Source organism: Bacillus sp. DHT2 (assembly GCF_026241455.1).
GTDB lineage: Bacteria > Bacillota > Bacilli > Bacillales > Bacillaceae_G > Bacillus_A > Bacillus_A pseudomycoides.
Genome location: NZ_JAPHWH010000029.1, coordinates 1 through 20,326, shown reverse-complemented (window position 1 = coordinate 20,326; position 20,326 = coordinate 1). Strand labels below are relative to the sequence as shown.

Annotated in this window: 11 protein-coding genes and 7 pseudogenes; 11 read left to right on the top strand and 7 right to left on the bottom strand. The window is 34.0% G+C overall.

Features of this window, described 5'->3' with window-relative positions:
- Positions 1-89: 89 nt before the first annotated feature.
- The 5 genes and pseudogenes from ORL93_RS29675 to ORL93_RS31410 form a co-directional block, all read left to right on the top strand.
- Positions 90-476: pseudogene (locus ORL93_RS29675) on the top strand (IS4 family transposase); the annotation flags it as partial.
- A gap of 482 nt (positions 477-958) precedes the next feature.
- A complete protein-coding gene (locus ORL93_RS29670) occupies positions 959-3,433 on the top strand; it encodes a LamG-like jellyroll fold domain-containing protein (protein WP_265960237.1) in 2,475 nt (824 codons plus the stop codon).
- 189 nt (positions 3,434-3,622) lie between these two features.
- Positions 3,623-5,953, top strand: a complete 2,331-nt coding sequence (locus tag ORL93_RS29665) for a glycoside hydrolase (RefSeq protein ID WP_265960236.1) — start codon at positions 3,623-3,625, stop codon at positions 5,951-5,953.
- Between the two features lie 682 nt (positions 5,954-6,635).
- A pseudogene (locus ORL93_RS29660) lies at positions 6,636-7,838 on the top strand (peptidoglycan recognition protein family protein); the annotation flags it as partial.
- The gene (locus ORL93_RS31410; RefSeq protein ID WP_369124023.1) at positions 7,836-7,913 is read left to right on the top strand and encodes a hypothetical protein; all 78 of its coding nucleotides are present in this window, start codon (positions 7,836-7,838) and stop codon (positions 7,911-7,913) included. The pseudogene ORL93_RS29660 and the gene ORL93_RS31410, both read left to right, overlap by 3 nt.
- 446 nt (positions 7,914-8,359) lie before the next feature.
- On the opposite strand, the gene ORL93_RS29650 is transcribed toward ORL93_RS31410, so the two are convergent.
- A complete protein-coding gene (locus ORL93_RS29650; RefSeq protein ID WP_016114264.1) occupies positions 8,360-8,713 on the bottom strand; it encodes an SdpI family protein in 354 nt (117 codons plus the stop codon).
- Between the two features lie 196 nt (positions 8,714-8,909).
- On the opposite strand from ORL93_RS29650, the pseudogene ORL93_RS29645 reads away from it, so the two are divergent.
- Positions 8,910-9,140, top strand: a pseudogene (locus tag ORL93_RS29645) (IS4 family transposase); the annotation flags it as partial.
- Between the two features lie 494 nt (positions 9,141-9,634).
- Positions 9,635-10,567 (top strand): class A beta-lactamase, encoded by a 933-nt coding sequence (bla, locus tag ORL93_RS29640; protein ID WP_097795308.1) that lies wholly within the window; start codon positions 9,635-9,637, stop codon positions 10,565-10,567.
- 154 nt (positions 10,568-10,721) lie between these two features.
- Here the strand turns inward: bla and ORL93_RS29635 are convergent.
- A pseudogene (locus tag ORL93_RS29635) lies at positions 10,722-10,832 on the bottom strand (helix-turn-helix domain-containing protein); the annotation flags it as partial.
- 403 nt (positions 10,833-11,235) lie between these two features.
- Between ORL93_RS29635 and ORL93_RS29630 the strand changes: the two are divergent.
- Complete coding sequence (locus ORL93_RS29630; RefSeq protein WP_018767677.1) at positions 11,236-12,006, top strand: ABC transporter ATP-binding protein; 771 nt, start codon at positions 11,236-11,238, stop codon at positions 12,004-12,006.
- Entirely contained in the window at positions 11,993-13,948 is a 1,956-nt protein-coding gene (locus tag ORL93_RS29625) for an ABC transporter permease (protein WP_097795306.1), read from the top strand. Before ORL93_RS29630 ends, ORL93_RS29625 begins: the two co-directional genes overlap by 14 nt.
- 283 nt (positions 13,949-14,231) lie before the next feature.
- Here the strand turns inward: ORL93_RS29625 and ORL93_RS29620 are convergent, their stop codons facing one another.
- Entirely contained in the window at positions 14,232-14,654 is a 423-nt protein-coding gene (locus tag ORL93_RS29620) for a DUF1801 domain-containing protein (protein WP_097795305.1), read from the bottom strand.
- A 96-nt stretch (positions 14,655-14,750) separates the two neighbouring features.
- Between ORL93_RS29620 and ORL93_RS29615 the strand changes: the two are divergent.
- A pseudogene (locus ORL93_RS29615) lies at positions 14,751-15,312 on the top strand (recombinase family protein).
- A gap of 42 nt (positions 15,313-15,354) precedes the next feature.
- Here ORL93_RS29615 and ORL93_RS29610 read toward each other — a convergent pair.
- The 3 genes from ORL93_RS29610 to ORL93_RS29600 form a co-directional block, all read right to left on the bottom strand.
- Positions 15,355-15,819 carry an SRPBCC family protein gene (locus ORL93_RS29610; protein WP_006096815.1) on the bottom strand — a complete coding sequence of 155 codons (465 nt, stop codon included), beginning with the start codon at positions 15,817-15,819 and terminating at the stop codon, positions 15,355-15,357.
- A 14-nt stretch (positions 15,820-15,833) separates the two neighbouring features.
- A complete protein-coding gene (locus tag ORL93_RS29605) occupies positions 15,834-16,712 on the bottom strand; it encodes an AraC family transcriptional regulator (protein WP_098161475.1) in 879 nt (292 codons plus the stop codon).
- A 535-nt stretch (positions 16,713-17,247) separates the two neighbouring features.
- Positions 17,248-19,104 (bottom strand): S8 family peptidase, encoded by a 1,857-nt coding sequence (locus ORL93_RS29600; protein ID WP_098161474.1) that lies wholly within the window; start codon positions 19,102-19,104, stop codon positions 17,248-17,250.
- A gap of 244 nt (positions 19,105-19,348) precedes the next feature.
- Between ORL93_RS29600 and ORL93_RS29595 the strand changes: the two are divergent.
- Positions 19,349-19,556, top strand: a pseudogene (locus ORL93_RS29595) (hypothetical protein); the annotation flags it as partial.
- 259 nt (positions 19,557-19,815) lie between these two features.
- On the opposite strand, the pseudogene ORL93_RS29590 reads toward ORL93_RS29595, so the two are convergent.
- A pseudogene (locus ORL93_RS29590) lies at positions 19,816-20,202 on the bottom strand (IS4 family transposase); the annotation flags it as partial.
- Positions 20,203-20,326: the final 124 nt, after the last annotated feature.

Genomic DNA, 20,326 nt, shown 5'->3' with positions numbered 1-20,326 from the left:
AGCTGCTTGAGGGAAAACCTCACGAGCAGTTCTTATGGGGAGGGGTTGGAAACGGGTCATAACTGATACCGCGCCAGTTCTTTACCCGACAAATTTTATTTAAAACGTGGAAGTCATTCTTTCAAATTCATCAGTGTAAAAAGATAAAACCAGAAAGATGGGAGTGCCATTTGTATGGACAATTGATTGCCATTCTACTCTGTTCTTCTATCATGTTTCAAATGCGGCAATTACTTCTTATGAAAAAGAAACGAGAACTGAGTGAGTATAAGACCATATATATGATTAAAGATTATTTTCTTCTTCTTTTCCAAGCTATACAGAAAGACACCCAAGAGCTATCAAAGGTTCTACTTCGTATGTTCAACCTCCTACAGCAAAACGGGCGAAAATCTCATCGATATGAGAAGAAAACAGTCTTTGATATATTAGGTGTCGTTTACAATTGTACCATGTCTGATAATCAAGCGGTTTAATTCAAAAAAGGAAACCCGTTAGGGTTTATTTCGTATGCAAATCTTTAAAGCATCTACATATAGACTTTCGAAAAAAAGAAACAATCTTGCTTATCATTGACGTTACATGAGCTTAGCTTGATGGCGATGTGGCGGTACCCCATTGCCATCAAGCTAAGATTTTAAAGTACCCCCTAAATGGAAATTTTGTGTTTTTTGTAGGACCGAAGTTCATTTTTATCGTTTTGGGGAAGAATGTGTTTCTGAACTTGATAGCGATGTGGTGCTACCCTTTATAGCATAAAATACGACTTCATTAGGAATCTACTATTATTCGCGTTCTTCTTCATATATTTGCACCAGAACCAGGAAACCGCCTTATTTTCGGATTTTTTTACTTTGTTTTACAAATTTTTAACATTTTTTACCTTTAATTTATACTAGTTTAATAACGTTTTGCTAAAATATTCTTGTATTTTACAATATATGCGAGGAGGATTTTTGTGATCAAAAAGATGTTGTGTAAAGTGAAAGGTCTTATTGGTTTTTTAGCAGTTTTCTTTTTAGTATTTACATCTTTTTCTTGGACTAGTTTTGCGGAAACAAAAGAAGAAAAAGCAGAGAAAGAATCGTCAGAGAAGAAGATTGTTTTTCCGGTGTTAAGTGATGTACACATTAAAAATAGTGGAACGGATGATACGTTTCGTTTTCAAAGAGCGCTGCAGCAATTAAACGCAGTAGCTCCAAGACAAGATGCTTTTGTAGTTGTTGGTGATTTTACAGACAGTGGCTCGACGCAGCAGTATGAACGTTTCTTCCAAACTTATAAGCAATATGGAAATCAAAATGCAACTGCTATGTATGCTTTAGGTAACCATGATTATTGGAACGGATTATTGGCACATGATGCACAGAAACGTTTTCTTAAAAAAACAGGAATGGAATCTATCTATTATCACAACGTTGTAAAAGGCTATCATTTTCTTGTGATGAGCCCGGAAAATGGAGTGACACATGGATATTATTCAGATACACAAATTAATTGGTTGAAGCAGGAATTAGTAAAAGCGAAGCAAGCTGATCCAAATAAGCCAATCTTTGTCTTTTTACATCAGCAAATTAAAGGAACAGTGTACGGGAGTCATGAATGGGGGACAAATGATAGTGCCAAAATTAATGAAGTCTTGAAAGAGTATCCACAAGCTGTAACGTTTTCTGGTCATTCTCATTATCCACTTGATGATCCAAGGTCAATTCACCAAAAAGACTTTACGTCTGTTGGTACATCATCAGTTAGTTATATGGAAGTGGAAAGCGGAAAAGTACAAGGAAATATTCCGCCGGGAGCTGAAACATTAAGCCAAGGTTTATTGGTAGAAGTAGACGATCAAAAGGTGACGATTCATCGCCGTGATTTTCATACGAACTCTTGGACAGGTGAGCCGTGGGTAGTTGAACTTCCAGCAAAGAAAGAATCTTTTAAGTATACAGAAGATCGTGATAAGGAAAAGCCGGCATTTTTACAAGATGCAAAGCTGAAATTTTCGAATATAACAGAGACATCTGTGACAGCGACATTTCCGCAAGCTGTAGATAATTTACTCGTTCACTCATACCGTTTGCAAGCAAAAGAGAAAGCAACAGGAAAGGTGAAAAACCAGCTTTTAGCCTTCTCCGAGTTCTACCGGGATCCGGTGCCTAAAGAGCTGACATTTACATTAGGTGGACTAGAGATTAATACGGAATATAACATAGAAGTAACAGTATTAGATTCATTTGGAAATGAAAGTAGTGCTCCTTTGCGCGAAGAATTTGAAACGAATACAGAAGTAATTGATCCGAATGCGAAAGTACCGAAAGCAGATGTATTCGATGTGAACTTTTTAGATGGTACTTTTAAAGATTATTCATCGTTTGGTGCAAATGGAAGTGTAAAAGGAAATATAGCAATTGAGTATGAGAAACCTTTAAAGAAACACGTAATGAAATTAAGTGGACGGAATAATACATATGGATATATTCCATTTTCAAATGAGCAAAAAGAAAAGCTAAAGGATTCCTTTACACTGGAAGCAGTGGTTTCTATGAATCAAATTCGCAATCAAGCAATCATGGAAAATACCGAAAGCGGTGGAATTGGATTTGAATCAACGGGTTCTGGTTATGTAGAATTATGGGCACATATTGGTGGCAGTTATAAACGTATTGGTGTACAGCTAGAAGCTAATAAAACATACCATCTAACAGGAACATATAATGGAAGTGAACTTGCAGTATATGTAGATGGAAAAAAAGTAAATAGTCAGCGAGTAACGGGGAAAGTGTATCATCCAAACGTACCATTTGCAATTGGAGCAGATCCAACAAGCTCTGGTAATGGTGATGTTCCATTAAATGGAAAAGTCGCACTTGCAAGACTATATAGTAAGGCACTAACGCCTTCTGAAGTGAAAGCGGCTTATAATGAGTTTAATAATCGGATAAAAATAGAAGAGATCGATAACTTATATGAAGAAATGAATAAGGTAAAAGAAACATTGGCAGGTACTTACGAATTTGGAGAGAAGCCTGGTCAATATTCACAAAAAGCGTTTGCCGCATTACAAAAAGCATATAACGGTGCAAAAGAAACATTTGAAAGAATGATGGTAACAAAAGAAGAAATCGTTACAATGTATCAATCGTTACAAACGGCGCATCAAACCTTTTTACATTCTAAAGTGGCAGAAGAAAAGCCACAAACGGCGAAAGAAAAACTTCAAGTAAAGATTAATAGAGCAAAAGATTTCTTAACAAAGATACAAGTAGGAACAGAGGTAGGGCAATACAAGAATGAACCAGTGAAAGCATTAGAGCAAAAAATACAAGTAGCCGAAGCAGCTGTACGTGATCAAAATATGACGGACCAACGTGCAGATAGTATGCAACGCACATTAGAGGATGCCACTGGGCTTGTTGAGAATAGTATAAACAAATAGGGTGGGGAAGAGGCTTGTCATGGACAAGTCTCTTTTGCGTGAGGATCATTCGAGACTTGAGGGGGCACGGCAAGAATTCGTTCTTTTTTGAGCCACTCATCATTAAGCTAAATAATAATAAAATACATTGTCACATTCATGTCACAATGTATTTGTATGATAGAAATACAAAAAAGGAGGTTTATAAGTATGAATAAAAAAATGAACAAGCTAGTCATTCCAATTTTGATGAGTTCAATATGTCTTACATTACCATCCCTGAGTTATGCGCAACAAAAGGATATTACAACAAAGGGACAAAACGTAGTTTCTCAATACAAAAATTTTACTTTTGATGTGAATCCTGAAACCGGTGAAATTTTTGTGGAAAAAGATGGTGTGAGAGAAAATGCTTCCTTACCACTACCGAAGAAAAAAATAACAAATCTAATAAAAAAACATGATTGTATATCTTGGAATTATCCAGATGACCAAATAGATGTGAAGATTGAAAAGAAAGAATCCTATTTAAGTATTAAGTTAAAATCTACTAAGTCTGAAGGAGCTAATGAATTTACATGGCCTAAAGTAAGTGCGGACAGCTATACGTTACCATTATGGGAAGGAAAAAATATACCTAGCAATGACCCAAGCTGGAAAGAATATTTAAAAGATCAAGACATGTCATTCATAGAACGTTTTTCTATGAGATTCTTTGCATTGAATAAATCTAAATATTCCATTATGTATATAGCTGACAATATGTATAATGATAATATTCATTTCACTGCTGATTCCGATATACAGTTTAGTTTTACACATCAATATCCTTCTATTAATAAGAATAAAGAATATGGATTCAGATTGTATCTAACTGACAAAAACCCTGTCTCGATGGCAAATATTTATAAAAATTATATAAAAGAACAGGGAGAATTTAAGACACTAGAAGAAAAAGCAAAAATAAATCCGAACATTAAAAAATTATATGGTGCTCCTCATATTTATTTTTGGGACCACAGTGGGATTTCAGTAGAAAATATCAAGTGGGATAAATTCACACAAAAAATGGATGAGACATTTACAAATTGGATTGCACAGTTGTTACAAGAAAATACGGAAGATGGCTCAAAAGATTTTGAAACTGTTATGCAAGAGATAAAGAATCAAAAAGCTATCGATAAAAGCCAGCAAAAAGTAATAGTTAATGCGATAAATCAGGTATTAAAATTAGAACAACTGTATAATAAAGATATTTTTAATAATCCATATATCGTAATAAATGAATTGTCGAAAAAAGGAATCCAAAACTTAAGTGAACAAGAACTATATACACTGAACAAAGGATTAATTAAGAGTAAGTTAACAGAGGCAGTGGATGAAGTAAGTAGATGGGAACAGAAAGAAACAACAGATGTTTTAGTTGATATGAAGAAATCGAATGTTAAAAAAGCATGGATAGGTTTACCTAATTGGGCTAATGGATTAATGAATCCCAAAATGGTAGAAGAAGCAAATAGAATGGGGTATTTAATCGGTCCTTATGATTCATATCACTCGATTCATGAAGTTGGAAATAGAGATTGGAATACTGCTTCTTTTAAAGATAAAACTTTATATGAAAATGCCACAATATCGAATGAAAAAGGAGAAAAAATAGGAGGATTCTTAGGAAAAGGAAGAAAGTTAAATCCAACTTTATCCTTACCTAGTGTGCAAGAACGTGTAGGTGATATTTTACAAAATAATATACCGTTTAATTCTTGGTTTGTCGATTGTGATGCTACAGGCGAAATTTACGATGATTATTCTCCAAATCACATTACTACTCAGGAACAAGATGTAAAAGCAAGACTGCAAAGAATGAAATATATTAGCGAAGAAAAACATATGGTAGTCGGATCAGAAGGTGGGAATGACTTTGCTAGTAATATAATTGCCTTTGCGCATGGAATTGAAACGCCTGGGATTTGGCCCGACTCTGATATGAAAGATAAACAGAGCCCATATTATGTAGGCGGATATAAATCCACTTCACCAGATGGTGCTATTCCAGAAACGAATGCCAAAACCATACCAATCAAACCTATTTATAAAAATATTTATAATAATCCTGTATATTCAATTCCGTTATATAAACTTGTATATAATGATTCAATTATTACTACTCACCAATGGGCATGGGGAAGTTTTAGAATTAAGGATGAGATAGGAAATAGAATGTTATCTGAAATGTTGTATAATGTACCACCTTTATATCATATTGATAAAAATGAATGGGAGAAAAGTAAATCCATCATTACCTCTTATTTGAAAGTATGGTCTCCATTTCATGAGAAAGCCGTAACAAAACCAATGACTAATTTTGAAGTATTGTCTGAAGATCGGCAAGTTCAAAGTACGACATTCGGAAAAAACATGAAAGTGATTGTGAATTTCTCAAACCAAGATTTTAAATATAACAATGAGAATATAAAAGCAAAAACAGCTATAGTATATGATGGGAAGAAAAAGAGTATATTAGAAGTTCCTAAATACTAAGATACATGACATGGTTGTTTCTTTGAAATAAAGTCGTACTGTTTTGAATAAAGTTTAACTGTTTGCAAAAAAGTTGCACCGTTTTGCATCATTAGATAAAGCTGCCACGGTAAAACTCCTGAGTTTTGATCAAACTTTATTCCAAACCAACATAAAAAAGGACTTCTGTGTTTTGAAGTCTCTTTTTATTTGTAATCAGGATTTTTGAAAGATTTGTGGATTTCATAGAAAACAAACGGGATATAAAGTAAAATGTTATAGTTTAGTATATTAAAGGTTATTTATGTTATTTAAATTATATTTTTCCGAAGGTACTAGAGGGAGTGCCATCATGTATAGTGTGGTTAAAACTGCAAAAGAGAACAATTTAAGTCCTTATCATTCTCTTCGATATTTGTTTGAAACGCTCCCCAATATAGATTTAAACAATTATGAAGAAAAATCTGTGTTGGATTTTCTTTTCATTGGTCTTAGTTGTGGGAGGAGCCCTAGTGTTGTGTTATAACTCTGAGATATTGACATATCTAGGAGGACCTATAGATTTCAGTTAATTATATGAAATGAAAAATCAAGTCGTTATTTTTTGGATTCAGACTACCATTATTTAAACTATTATTCACACTAAAAGAAGTACAAGGAGGAAGGTATATCTATTAAAATAGTGAGATATACCAAAGTAGAAATGAATATTAAATTTAACAAAAAAGTAGTAGCATTAACAGCAGGATTAACAGCAGGATTAACGGTATTATCCTCACCATTGGAATCATTTGCAGAGGAACAACAATCAGTAAACAATAAGCAACCTACAAGCGTTCAAGAACAAGGTAAAACAGACCAACTTCAAGCATCAGATGAACAGGCTATAAAAAGTATTGAAGCTAGTTTTGGAGGGGTAGACGGACGTGGTGGAGGTACTGTCGATAATAAGAAAGCAGACAGTCTTCAACGTTCAGAAGGTATTCATGAAGAAACGGGTACATTAACTATTCCTAACAATTCCAACAGAACAAAACGTAGTCTGTCTCCCGCATCACCTAGAATCTCTAGTACAATAAATGGTGTTCCATTCACTGAATGGATTGTTCCAGTAGGTAACGATAATATTCGTCCTCAAAACTACATGAGTCCAAAGTATATTACAATTCATGAGACTGATAATACAAGTGTAGGAGCAGGTGCTAGAAACCACGCTCAATATCTATATAACCAAGCAGTAGGGAACTCAGACCGAACTGCATCATGGCACTTTACAGTAGACGATAAAGAGATTTATCAACACTTACCATTAAACGAGAACGGGTGGCACGCAGGAGACGGTGATGGTCCAGGTAATAGACAATCTATTGCAATTGAAATCGCAGTTAATAGAGACGGTAACTACAGTAAAGCAGTAAATAACGCTAAGAAACTTGTAGCTTATTTAATGAAAGAAACGGGTGTACCGTTAAATAATATCGTAAAACACCAAAGATGGAGTGGTAAAAACTGTCCTGCTAACATGATTAATAATGGACTATGGGATTCATTCGTAAATGGTGTTGAGGGGTATTATAATAACCTTTCTCAACCAACAGACGACATTATAACAGGCTGGAAACAAATTGATGGCAAGTGGTATTATTTCAACTCTTCTGGAGCCATGCAAACAGATTGGCAGCAAGTTAATGGTATTTGGTATTATTTCAATTCTTCTGGAGCCATGCAAACAGATTGGCAGCAAGTTAATGGTATTTGGTATTATTTCAACTCTTCTGGAGCCATGCAAACAGATTGGCAGCAAGTTAATGGTATTTGGTATTATTTCAACTCTTCTGGAGCCATGCAAACAGATTGGCAGCAAGTTAATGGTATTTGGTATTATTTCAATTCTTCTGGAGCTATGCAAACAGATTGGCAACAAATTAATGGCAAATGGTACTATTTTAACTCAGATGGGTCATGGGATAGTTCGAAATAATAGATTTTCATGTAATTATTTTTGGGAAATAAAAATCAATACACGCTCGTATATTTATAATTAATGAAAAAGCTCTTTAGAATGCTAAAGAGCTTTTTCACTAAATTCACATCAATATTTACTTAATAATTTCTATTAGGGGTACAGCTGCATGCCCATCAACTTAAGAAATTTCACTCCCTCTAAGTACAAAAAAACGTTATTCTTTCTAATGTCGCTTTTAAATAAAGTCACGGTGTTTATAAAAAAGTTGCGATATTCTATCTCTTTTAATTAAGAAATTCTAAGTGGGTTTTAATCAAACATCTTTTAATAATGGAATGTCCATTCAAAAAAACGAATCTATTTTGAAAAAAGATTCGTTTTTTTATCGTACAATATAAGTTTGCAAAGTATTTTTGATCGAACTTTTTTATAAAGCTTCACAAATACTCTATACAAAAATTTTAGCTACATGGTTCTTCCAGTTTTTTCAGCTTATTCTCCACTCTTATAAACATACTGATTATTAGTAATAGCATAGATCCCATAATTAAAAGTATTGCAGTGGAAGGGCTATTTAAAAATAGGCTGATAATACTTCCTAGTATAATAATTATAAATCCATTTTGTGTCATGATTTCAGCACTATACCTATTTCCAGCTTCCCAAAGTTTCATGTTTTTCATAGATCTAGTTGTTCGATAGCCAAATATTGCATTAATATCTGTCGGTGGTCTTTTTTTCAATAGTAATGAAGTTGATATAAAGATAATTCCAATTACCAGACTTACTCCTATATTCACAAGACTGTATATCATTTTAACCATCTCCATAAAATGTTATTATAAACTAATTATACCATTTTAATAGTGTTTTGTGGTGGCACTCTGACATTTATAAAATCACTATTTGGGGTCACTATACATCACCATCAAGTTAAGATAAATTTGTATCCATATAGCGAAAAAATCGCTATTCTTTTTGTAGAAATATGCAGAAAGGATGGCATTTTTTATGAATCTTTCGATTCAAGATGAACTCCAATTATTTACTGAGGAATTATATCAATATTTTACTTCTTCATTTTTAGAAGAGCTTGCTAGAGAGTTAGATTTTGTACAACGAAAGCGTAAGTTTTCAGGACATGACTTAGCCACTATCTGTGTTTGGATGAGTCAACGGATAGCGAGTGATTCTTTAGATAGACTATGTAGTCAACTACATGCAGCTACAGGAACACTTATTAGGGGTCACCATACATGGCCATCAACCTAAGAAAAGTAAACACCCCCAAAACAAAAAAAGAGCTGATTTCTCAAAATAACTAACTGTAGAGAAAGAAAATTTTCATTTAGGGGGTACTTCAAAACCTTAGCTTGATGTCGATGTATGGTGACCCCTACTAGCAAGGGTTGAAGAGACTCTGTTTATATACAAGCCTTTATAATCTAAAGAATAAAAATATGGTTCGAAATGAGAAATGGCAGCTATCATAGTTGTTATTTTTCATTTTTTGTTAATAACTTTGTTGTTGATTGAAAATATTTTTCAATGTATGGAACAAACTTGTTACTTAGATTGTCTATTAAGTATACGTATAAAACAGGTGTTCATGATAGTTCGCTCATTTTATGATAAGAGAGATGCAAGAAGAGTGTTATCCTATACACTCTTTAATTGCATCGGTATTTAGAATACCTAGACAAAATCCATATATTCTTGAAAGAGGTTGAAAATTTATGATAGTCTTAAACAAGTTTTTTAACATTTCACATTACAAAAAGATTGTACCTGTATTATTTCTTTCATGTGTAACGCTTATAGGCTGTTCCAATAGTAATACTCAATCTGAACCACCTAAACAAACCAAACAAGAAAATACAGTTAATCATTCTTTTGCTAAACTTGAAAAAGAATTTGATGCTAAACTCGGTATTTATGCATTGGACACTGGTACGAATCAAATCGTTACTTATCGATCAGATGAACGCTTTGCATACGCATCTACCCACAAAGCTCTAGCTGTGGGAGTACTTTTACAAAAAAAATCAATAGAAGATCTAGATGAAAGAATTGTGTATACTAGCGAAGAGCTTGTTAATTACAATCCAATTACAGAAAAGTATGTTGATACAGGTATGACTCTGAAAGAGCTTGCAGATGCTTCCATTCGATATAGTGATAATACTGCACAAAATCTTATTCTTAAACAATTAGGTGGGCCTAGTGAATTCAAAAAATCACTGAGAGCAATAGGAGATACTATTACAAATCCTGAACGTTTTGAACCAGAATTAAACGAAGTGCCTCCAGGAGACACACATGATACTAGTACCCCAAAGGCATTAGCTACTAGTCTTCAGGCTTTCGCGCTAGGAGATGTACTTTCAACTGAGAAACGGGAATTATTAATAGATTGGATGAAAAGGAATACTACGGGGGGCAACTTAATTCGTGCTGGAGTTCCAGGAGAGTGGGAAGTAGCCGATAAGACTGGCTCAGGATCTTATGGAACCCGAAATGATATCGCAATTATTTGGCCACCAAATAAAAAGCCAATTGTTCTTGCGATACTTTCTAATCATGATAAAGAGGATGCTAAATACGATGATAAACTTATTGCAGAAGCCACCAAAATAGTGTTAGATACTTTAAAAGCTACGAATAAATAATAATTTAATAAAATTTTTCCATTTTTCCGTCACAATACTGTGACGGTCTTTTTTGGGTATTTTACGAAGAATCGACCATTTAAGGATACGGAAAAGATTCAAAGAATAACCCGCTACAACTGAAAACTTTTTCAATTTAGGCGGGTGTTTTTTCTTATATTTTATCTTGTAGTTTCCTATATAAAAAAGACCTTGAAACATTGGTAATTTCACAAATTTGTTTTACTGTCATATTTCCTTCTTCATATAGTTTAAGTGCATAATTTTTGAAATTTAGCCGATTGAGGTATATTTGGCATGTTCATTTTTAAGGGTACAAAGTATATTCTGAAGAGACTTTTTAAGTTTTTATAACAGGACCGAATCCATTATATGACCACTTTGCAAATAGAATTTCAGGAAAAAAATAGCCCCATCTGGCATGCTATGCCTAATTATATAGGATGATTTTTTAACCTTACATAATTGTAATGTTTATGTAAGAAGAATCAATAGTTAGTACGATTTCCCAATGCTATAGTGACAAAGTACTTTCATTCGTAAAGTTAAATTTACGCTTCTTCTGTTAGTAGGCCTTATAAAACTGGCATGTTATGTAGGAAGCATTGATAGTGGCAAGAGTAGAGATTATAGAATGAAAATAGAGAATAGATGAAATGAGGATAGAAATGAAGACAGTATTAGAGGCGAAACAAATTAAAAAAGTATACGATACAGGTGGAAATAAATTTGAAGCGTTAAAAGGTATTAACTTGCAAGTAAAAGAGGGCGAGTTTGTTGGCATTATGGGACCTTCTGGGTCTGGTAAAACGACTCTTTTAAATGTTCTTTCTACGATTGATAATGCGACTAACGGTGAAATTTTAATTGAGGGAAAAGATATTGTGAAAATGAATGATGATAAGCTGGCATTATTCCGTCGTAATCATTTAGGATTCATTTTCCAAGATTATAACTTATTAGATACGTTAACGGTGAAAGAGAATATTGCTTTACCTCTTGCGTTATCAAGGGTGCAGGCAAGTGAAATTGATCGCCGTGTTCTTGAAATCGCGAAGAAATTTGGTATTGATCATATTTTAAATCAGTTCCCCTATCAAGTATCTGGTGGACAGAAACAGCGTTGCGCGGCATCACGTGCAATCGTTACGAATCCGAGTATGGTTTTTGGAGACGAGCCAACAGGAGCACTTGATTCAAAATCAGCAACAGATTTATTGGAAAGTATGAAGTCGTTAAATGAACATGATAATTCAACCATTTTAATGGTAACGCATGATGCGTTTGCAGCAAGTTACTGCAAGCGAGTTATCTTCATTAAAGATGGCGAGTTATATAAAGAATTACACCGCGGAGAATTAACTCGTAAACAATTCTTCCAACAAGTAGTCGACGTAATGTCTGCAATTTCTGGGGGTATGGCAGATGACATTATCTAGTATTGCTCTCCGCAACATACAGCGGAACTTTAAAGATTACTTTTTATACTTTGCATCTATGATCTTTAGCATCGTTATGTATTTTACATTTAAAGCACTTCAGTACAATTCACAAATGGAAAAAGCCGCGGAAGGCTCCAAGAAAATTAGTGGGGGATTCCAAGCTTCAAGTGTAATGCTTATTATTTTCGTAGCGGTATTTATTATATACTCTAACGGATTCTTTACACGAAAGCGTAAAAAAGAAGTTGGATTATATTCTTTATTAGGTATTCGTAAAAGACAAATTGGTAAAATGCTGTTTTATGAAAATATGTTAATGGGATTAATGTCATTAGTAATTGGAATTGCGATTGGGAGTGTGCTTTCAAAATTATTCCTTGAACTACTAGTAAGTATGATGGGATTAAACTTAAATGTTCACTTTGAAGTACCGATGTCCGCGATTGTTGATACAGCAATTATCTTTATGGTGATTATATTGTACACATCACTTCAAGGATATCGTTTAATTTACCGCTTTAAACTGATTGAGCTTTTCCATGCGGAACGTGAAGGAGAAGCAATGCCAAAAGGGTCAGTGATTATGGCGTTGATCTCAGTATTTTTAATTAGTTCAGGTTATTTCTTATCACTGATGTATGATAAAGCAGTTAAGTATGCGGACTTTATGATAGTTGCACTGTATATTTTACTTGCGACAGTATTAGGAACGTACTTACTATTTATGTTCTTTACTGTATTTGTGTTGAAACGTGCAAGACATAATAAATCATCTTTCTATAATAGCATGAACATAGTGACGACATCACAGTTACTATATCGTATTAAAGGAAATGCGAAGTCACTTGCGACAATTGCGATATTAAGTGCAGTCACATTAACAGCAGTTGGTACATCTGTAACGCTGTATTACAATACGTTTAAACAAGTGAGATCTTTTGCACCATACAGTTATTCTTACGAGAAAAAAGATGCGGTACTTGATCAGAAAGTAAATGCGATTTTGGTTGAAGAGAAACAGAGCCATCCTGTAACGAACCAATTCGAAATAGAAATGGTTCCTGTGACAGGGAAGTTTGAAGGAAAAAAAGTAGATATGGGTAGGAATAAACTGGATTCAGTTACCAAGCAATATCAGCTTGTATCGCAATCAGCATTTAATCAAATAGCAAAGAAAATGGATGTAGATGCAGTAAATTTAGCTGCTGATGAAGCTTTTGTATATGATGGTTTGTATATTGAAGGTCATGAATTTAGTCCGGTATATAAAGGGAACAAAGCTGTATTCCCAATAGGAAATGAAACAAAGGCATTGACGATTAAAGGTGCTGAAGGGCGTACTCTAACGAACTTAGGTGAATTATTCGTTGTTGTACCAGATGAAGTATATAACAGTGCAAAAAAAGTATCTGAGACACGTATTGTTAAAAATATCGATGTAAAAGATGAAAAGAATGGTAAAGTACTAACGGAGAAATTAAGGAAAGCGATGCCAGTTGGAACTGGGGAAACAGAATTTAAACAACCTTTCAATGATTTCTACACTGGTTTCCACGAGATGCTGGAAGCAACAGGGTTAATGATGTTTATCGGTCTCTTCTTAGGTCTAGTGTTCTTACTAGCAACAGGTTCTATCATTTATTTCAAACAATTAACAGAAGCAAGTGCAGACCGTAATCGCTATATAGTACTCCGCAAAGTTGGAGTTACAAAACAAGAAATGAAAAGAGCGATTGCAAAACAAGTAGGCTTTATCTTCGCGATTCCATTATTAGTAGGAATCTGCCACAGCTTATTTGCATTAAAAGGATTAAAGACAGTAATGCCAAATGAAATTCTGATTCCATTACTAATGAGTATCGGTGTGTATAGCGTTATTTATATCGGATATTACTTCTTAACAGTTCGTTCTTATTATAAGATTGTGAGCGCGAAGTAATGAATGGCGCAGCTATCGCTATAGGCGGTAGCTGTTTTTTTAGGGGAATCTTATAAAAGTATAATAAAAATCACCCGCTGAAAATGGAAATTTTTTCTGATGTGGCGGGTGATTCTTTGAATCGTTTCCGTACCCCTAAAAGAGCACCTTCATAATCTTCCTAAGGCATAATCAGAATAATATGATTACCATGTTCTGAAATTTCCTTCAAATCCTATCCTAAAAACAGGTATTTTAATGTGTGTTCAAAATACCTGTTTCTTAATTTTCTCCATAAATTTCATTAATGATTTGGATACTCTTCTTTCAAAAAATTTACAGATTGTTTGATTAGCGCTTTTAGAACATTACTATCAATGTCTGCTATTTTATTAATATAAATACACGATTTTCCAGATGTGTATTTTCCAAAGCTTTTTAATAGTTCTTCTCGCCTAGGGTCACCAGCTGCAAAATATAGACTAATTTTAGCTTTTCTGGGGGAAAAGCCTACTAATGGGGCATCTCCCTCATGACCGGATGCATATTTATAATGGTATGTACCAAAGCCGATAATGCTCGGTCCCCACATCTTTGCTGTATAGCCTGTTGTTTCAGTAAATATATCTAATAATTGATATGCGTTTTCTCGTTTTTTAAGACTTTCAACACTTTCAATAAATTCAATTACACTATTGTTAGTTTCTGTTGTTTTGAGTTTGTACATATTAAAAGCATTCCTTTTTATTTATAAGGGTTTCTGCATTACAAAAAATGGACCTTCGGTACAATAAAATCATATACGTTGTACAGGAGGTAACATATGATTATTGGTTATGCCCAAGTATCTACTTTTGACCAAAATCTAGATCGTCAAATTCATTCACTTACTGAATACGGATGTGAAAAAATTATTATTAAAGAAAAATTCACTGGAACAATTCGAGACAGACAGGGTCTTATAAAATTGTTTGATATGATAAGAAAAGACGACACCGTTATAGCTGAAAGTATTTCACGTTTAGGTCGTAAAACATTAGATATTTTAAATATTATCCAACATTTCGAAGAAGTAGGGATTCAGTTCGTATCACTGAAAGAAAATATGGATACCAGGTAAGGCTATGTTACAGATGATGTGTGTTATCGTAGAATTAGAAAGAAATTTGATTGCGGAACGGGTAAAAGAAGGATTGGAAGCCAGTAAAAATCGTGAAAAAAAGTTAGGTAGACCCAAATTAGAAAAAGAAAAGCTCTCAATTACTTTACGTATGTATGATAGTAAAGAATACTCCATTAAAGAAATTGTAGAAGGAACTGGCATATCACAAGGTTCTCTTTATCGAGCGATCAATCAGCGAAAACTTGAAGAAACACAGAGGTGAAAAACCTCTGTGTTATTACTTTTGAAATACATTTATTGGAATCTATTCTGCACTTTCCAGCACAGTTGCTCCTTCCACACTTTGTTTTAAGAGAATCATTTGTTTCTTTATTGTTCGTTTAATAATCCCACGCAAAAGAAAATTCATGATTTTACTGAATAGAGTTTTAGCTTCTATTTTTTCAGTCAAAAATAGTCTGCAACTTTTATCAGTTAGTACTTCAAGCTGATATTTGACTTCAATTAAAAACGCTGGAAGATGCAGCTGGATTCCTAAGAGACTATTTTTTTTGTACGCAATCACTTGACCTTCGTATTCTTGAACCCGACCTCTTTCACGTAGACGCTGTTTAAATTTAGTACCTACAGGGTTAGCTGGATTAAATGTTGTAATATTTTCTGTTCCTTCCAATCCCTGAATCCACTTCATTTGTTTTTCTGGATCTTCTAAATATGAAAAAGCTTTTTCAATAGGTGCTTGAATATCCATCTGAAATGTAATTAACATACCCTAGTTCCTCCTTATTTCACTCTAATCGGTACATAAATATCCGTTTGATTTAATTTGTATGATGGGTTGATTGTTGTTGTCCTGTAAATCTCTACTACAGGGAGCCCCACAAACTCAATGTTTTTATTATGTTGAATTTCTTGATATAATTTTTGGTAAGCGTGTTTCATATTCATCCCATAAGGCCCTACATACGTAACAGTCGCAAACTGTCCACCTTCTAATCGTTGGTAACTAATTTTTCCTTCTGAATGAAAAGGTTGATCGACTTCTATGCAGCAATCAAATCGTAGTAATTCTTTTGGTGTAATAGTAGGCGCATCATGACCAACTCCTAATAAAAAACAATCATTCCGATAGATTTTTTTGTCTTTTGCCCATTGAATCAGTTTATGAAATAGTCTCGTATCCACATCTTCGTACGGACCGGTGTTTCGTATAAAAGCAACATCAATTGGACTTACATGTTTCAGTGTTACGGGTGATATTTCAAATGCATTTGTCATTTGATTCAGAAAAGATTGTCTTTCTTCCAAACTCAATTTCCCTTTACGAAATTGTTGTCTATAATCTTTTGGAGTATATTGAAATTCTCTCTTAAACGCTCTTGTGAATGATTCTGGATTCTTGAATCCCAATTCATTGGATATAGAAAGAATTTTTTCGTCCCAATATTTCAAAGCAAATGCTGCTTTTTCTAACTTAATTCGAAGAACATACTGTTTTAATGTTTCTCCTACCACATTCTTAAACATTCTATGGAAATGGAATGGTGATAATCCTGCCTTTTTGGCAACAACCTTTAAATCTAAGTCCTCATGTAAATTGGCCTGAATGTAAACAAGTATCGGAATTACAATTTCTAAATTCTTATTCAATCTATTGCTCATCAACGATATTCCTTTCGCAATTAAATGTAGCACACAGCATGTTATATCTCTTGACATTTCTTGCTTTTTTTCGAGATAGAATCTTTAAATTCTTTTCAATCACAGTATTAACTCTGAGCAAGAAATTAATGTCCGTTCAATGCTCATCATAATCCGATTGAGAAAATTGATAAAGAAAATTAGATTAGAATGTGTTGTTTGCATCTATCCAAAAGAAATGTTTCATGCTCCACTTATGCGGCTATCCCTTTCTAAACAAGAAAACCCTTATTTTCTGGGGTACCACCAACCAAATGACATAAAACCCACGCTAAGACATTTTTTGGAAATGAAAACCTTGATTTTTATAGCGCTACAACGTTGCATATATTACGTTGCAAATCAATCTCCAAAAATGATGTGATATTTGCAGCGAAAAAGGGAGATAGATATTTGGTCATAAAAAACGGCACCCCAATTATTAGTTACGTCTAACAATTGGGGTGCCATTCATTTGGGAAATTCCTTTTGTTTCATGTATGCATATGCATAAAATCTATTTTACATTTAATAGATACGACCCATTTTTATTTTCATATTTGTAGACATGCAAATAATATTTCCCTGGTTTCGCATTATATTCTCCTGTAATGACATTAGATTTATTTTGTCCATATGCTACCATATTTTCTAAATCTGATTCATGATAAAGCGTCCATGTCATTCCAATCTGTTTTTCATTTACTACGGAAATATTTATATTTTGCGGTGAATTAACCGTAAAAGTATAGATATCTACGTTATCATTGTCGTTAAGATTCCCTTCAATAGTCGTATTGAAATTTAACGGATTTGCCTGTATGTGTTGGTTATTTGGCTCTTGTTCTCGCGGATTTTTTGAAGCTGAATCTTCTCCATTTGATTGAAATCCTAATTTTAATAATATAGCTTTTAAATCTGGTAAAACACCAATTCTATCGTAAGATGGCTCCCCAGATTGTGTTCCTGTGTTTGGGTTATTTAAGATGTCTCTTAACTCACTTGGTTTATAGGGGTGACCCAAATGCTCCTTCGCAATGCTTTGTATGGAAACAGCTGCACCAGCAATAATTGGTGAAGCGCTCGATGTACCACTAAAGCTAGACGTATATAAATTTTTCGCACTGTTATTTGGATCTGCAGAAGTTGTATCTACATTTTGACCCCATCCATATACATCAATTCGACTGCCATAATTTGAAAACCATGAACGTCCGTGAGGAACAGTTGATAAAGCAGCTCCGACCATGATTGCACCGGAATCTTTAAAATCTTTGCTATTACGATTTAAGACTTTTTTCCCATCTTTATTTTTAAATTCATCTAAGTCATTCCAACCATTTGCTCCAGCCTCGATGATTACGATTCCTTTATCCGTTCCAGTGCGAATCGCATCAAATACATCTGGTTGCACTTCGACCGGTAAATATTTATCACGATATCCTTCATAAGATGATTGTGCTTCTAACAATAAAACATCACCGGCATTTAGGTGATTTACAGCACTTAATATGGCATCCGCTTTGTTATTACTGCCGTCATCCCTAATTTGAGATATTACTTTTACTGTAGCTTTTGGTACAATGCCAATATTGCCGATTTGATTATCTTCCGCAGAAACAATCCCTAAAACCGATGTCCCGTGTCCAACGTGAGCCTCTGTATTTCTACCGGATATAAGTTCGATATTTTGCTTTTCTAGATCTTCATGATTTAATAGCCAGCCATACTCCATATCTGCAAATGTTATACCTTTTCCGTCGCCTCCCTTGATCCCCCAAGCGTAAGGCGCATTAATACCATATGGTGCTTCTTTTAGGTATCCTTGGTTTTCAAATCTAGGGTCATCATAGGGATTAAGAAATAAGTTTGGCATCTGTACTTCCGGTGGTGTTACATTTTCCGGTTCTTTTATGTATACATCCTCTATCAAAGATGATTGTTTTAACTTTTCTACTAATACTTCTACTTGTACATGTTTTGAAACTTGAATTACATAATAATTTAATAAGTTAGAAGATGAAGTATTATTATCGGTTTTAGCACTTTTATTTAGACTTTGAATTTCGTCAGGACTTACAGATGTAAATAAGCGTGTTAATGTTAAATCTGGGAATTCAGAAAAAAACTTTTCTAGTACTATATCATTTTTTTCCTGTTTTATTCGTTTTTCTATCCCATCCTCATACGGTAAACTGATCTTATTTTTAAACTTTACAATGATTTGCTTTTCTTCTTGTTTTTCTACATTAGCTGCTTTTTGCTGTACTACTGAATTGTTTGAAGCAGCACTCACTATATGAGAAGTCTTTCCTAGTCCTGTAAAAGCAGTAATTGCTATTGTAGATACGAGCATTCCTTTTAAAATTTTCATTCATTTTCCCTCTACTTTTTCATTTTTAAACATTTTTCTATAAAAATATCAAAATAATTACGTACAAAGCTTTACACTAAATAAATTATAATGAGTATCTAAAATAAGTTCAAAGTATTTATATATGCAATTTTTCATATTATTATATACATCCATTTTAATTTTCCGACACTTAAGTCGCTGCTATGTAGAACAATAGGGTGGACAAATCCATCACTATCAACCTAACAAAACAAAAATCTATTTTTTGGGTGAGCGTGAAGAGCTACGTGAACGTGCGCTGCAAGATCAGCCCCAAAGGGCCAGTGCATTAAATATTATTAATGCCATCAGTATATGGAATACGGTATATTTAACCGCTAGGATCGGAACATATGAACTTCCTTGGGAAGTATAGATTTAAATTCAAACAATCAACTACTTTAGAATCATTAAGACCACTCCGGAAGTAAAATACCAAAGCTGAAATTCCTTAACGTGGGAAAATCGGCTTTTTATTTTCTAAAAAATGTCTTAGCTTGGGTTTTATATCATTTGGTTGACGGGACCCCATCGCTATCAAGCTAACAGAACAGGTTGCCCCATGCCCATCAAGCTAATATTATATAAGTTTAATTTCATGTAAGATTTTTTCTTTTTTCTAAAGATCCAGTGTAAGTTCTTTAAAGATTTGCATACGAAATAAACCCTATCGGGTTTCAATTTTTTGGATTACGCTACATGATTGTGAGACATAGAAAAGTTGTATACGACGCCTAAGATATCAAATACTGTTTTCTTCTCATACCTATGAGATTTTCGTCCGTTTTTCTGTAAGAGATTGAACAGACGCAGTAGTATCTTTGATATATCTTGGGTGCCTTTTTGTAGAGCTTGATAAAGAAGTGGAAAATAATCTTTTATGATATAAATCGCTTTATATTCGCTTAATTCTCGTTTCTTCTTGATGAGGAGTAATTGACGCATTTGAAACATGGTGGAGGAACAAAGAAGGATGCTAATTAATTGTCCATATAAATGACATTCTAGTCGTTCTAATTTTACAGAATTACAGTGATGAATACGAAAAAATGATTTCCATGTTTTAAAAATAAGTTGTCGGGTAAAGAACTGGCGCGGTATCAGTTATGACCCGTTTCCAACCCCTCCCCATAAGAACTGCTCGTGAGGTTTTCCCTCAAGCAGCTCACCCCATAAACTTCATCAAAAGGGTTATGAGACC

Bases quoted from the DNA above. Each gene is read 5' to 3' on its own strand.
- ORL93_RS29620 (WP_097795305.1), bottom strand. From the start codon at position 14,654: ATGTACAAACTCAAAACAACAGAAACTAACAATAGTGTAATTGAATTT.
- ORL93_RS29610 (WP_006096815.1), bottom strand. From the start codon at position 15,819: ATGTTAATTACATTTCAGATGGATATTCAAGCACCTATTGAAAAAGCT.
- ORL93_RS29650 (WP_016114264.1), bottom strand. From the start codon at position 8,713: ATGATATACAGTCTTGTGAATATAGGAGTAAGTCTGGTAATTGGAATT.
- ORL93_RS29600 (WP_098161474.1), bottom strand. From the start codon at position 19,104: ATGAAAATTTTAAAAGGAATGCTCGTATCTACAATAGCAATTACTGCT.
- ORL93_RS29630 (WP_018767677.1), top strand. From the start codon at position 11,236: ATGAAGACAGTATTAGAGGCGAAACAAATTAAAAAAGTATACGATACA.
- ORL93_RS29605 (WP_098161475.1), bottom strand. From the start codon at position 16,712: ATGAGCAATAGATTGAATAAGAATTTAGAAATTGTAATTCCGATACTT.
- ORL93_RS29665 (WP_265960236.1), top strand. From the start codon at position 3,623: ATGAATAAAAAAATGAACAAGCTAGTCATTCCAATTTTGATGAGTTCA.
- bla (WP_097795308.1), top strand. From the start codon at position 9,635: ATGATAGTCTTAAACAAGTTTTTTAACATTTCACATTACAAAAAGATT.
- ORL93_RS29625 (WP_097795306.1), top strand. From the start codon at position 11,993: ATGACATTATCTAGTATTGCTCTCCGCAACATACAGCGGAACTTTAAA.
- ORL93_RS31410 (WP_369124023.1), top strand. From the start codon at position 7,836: ATGCAAACAGATTGGCAACAAATTAATGGCAAATGGTACTATTTTAAC.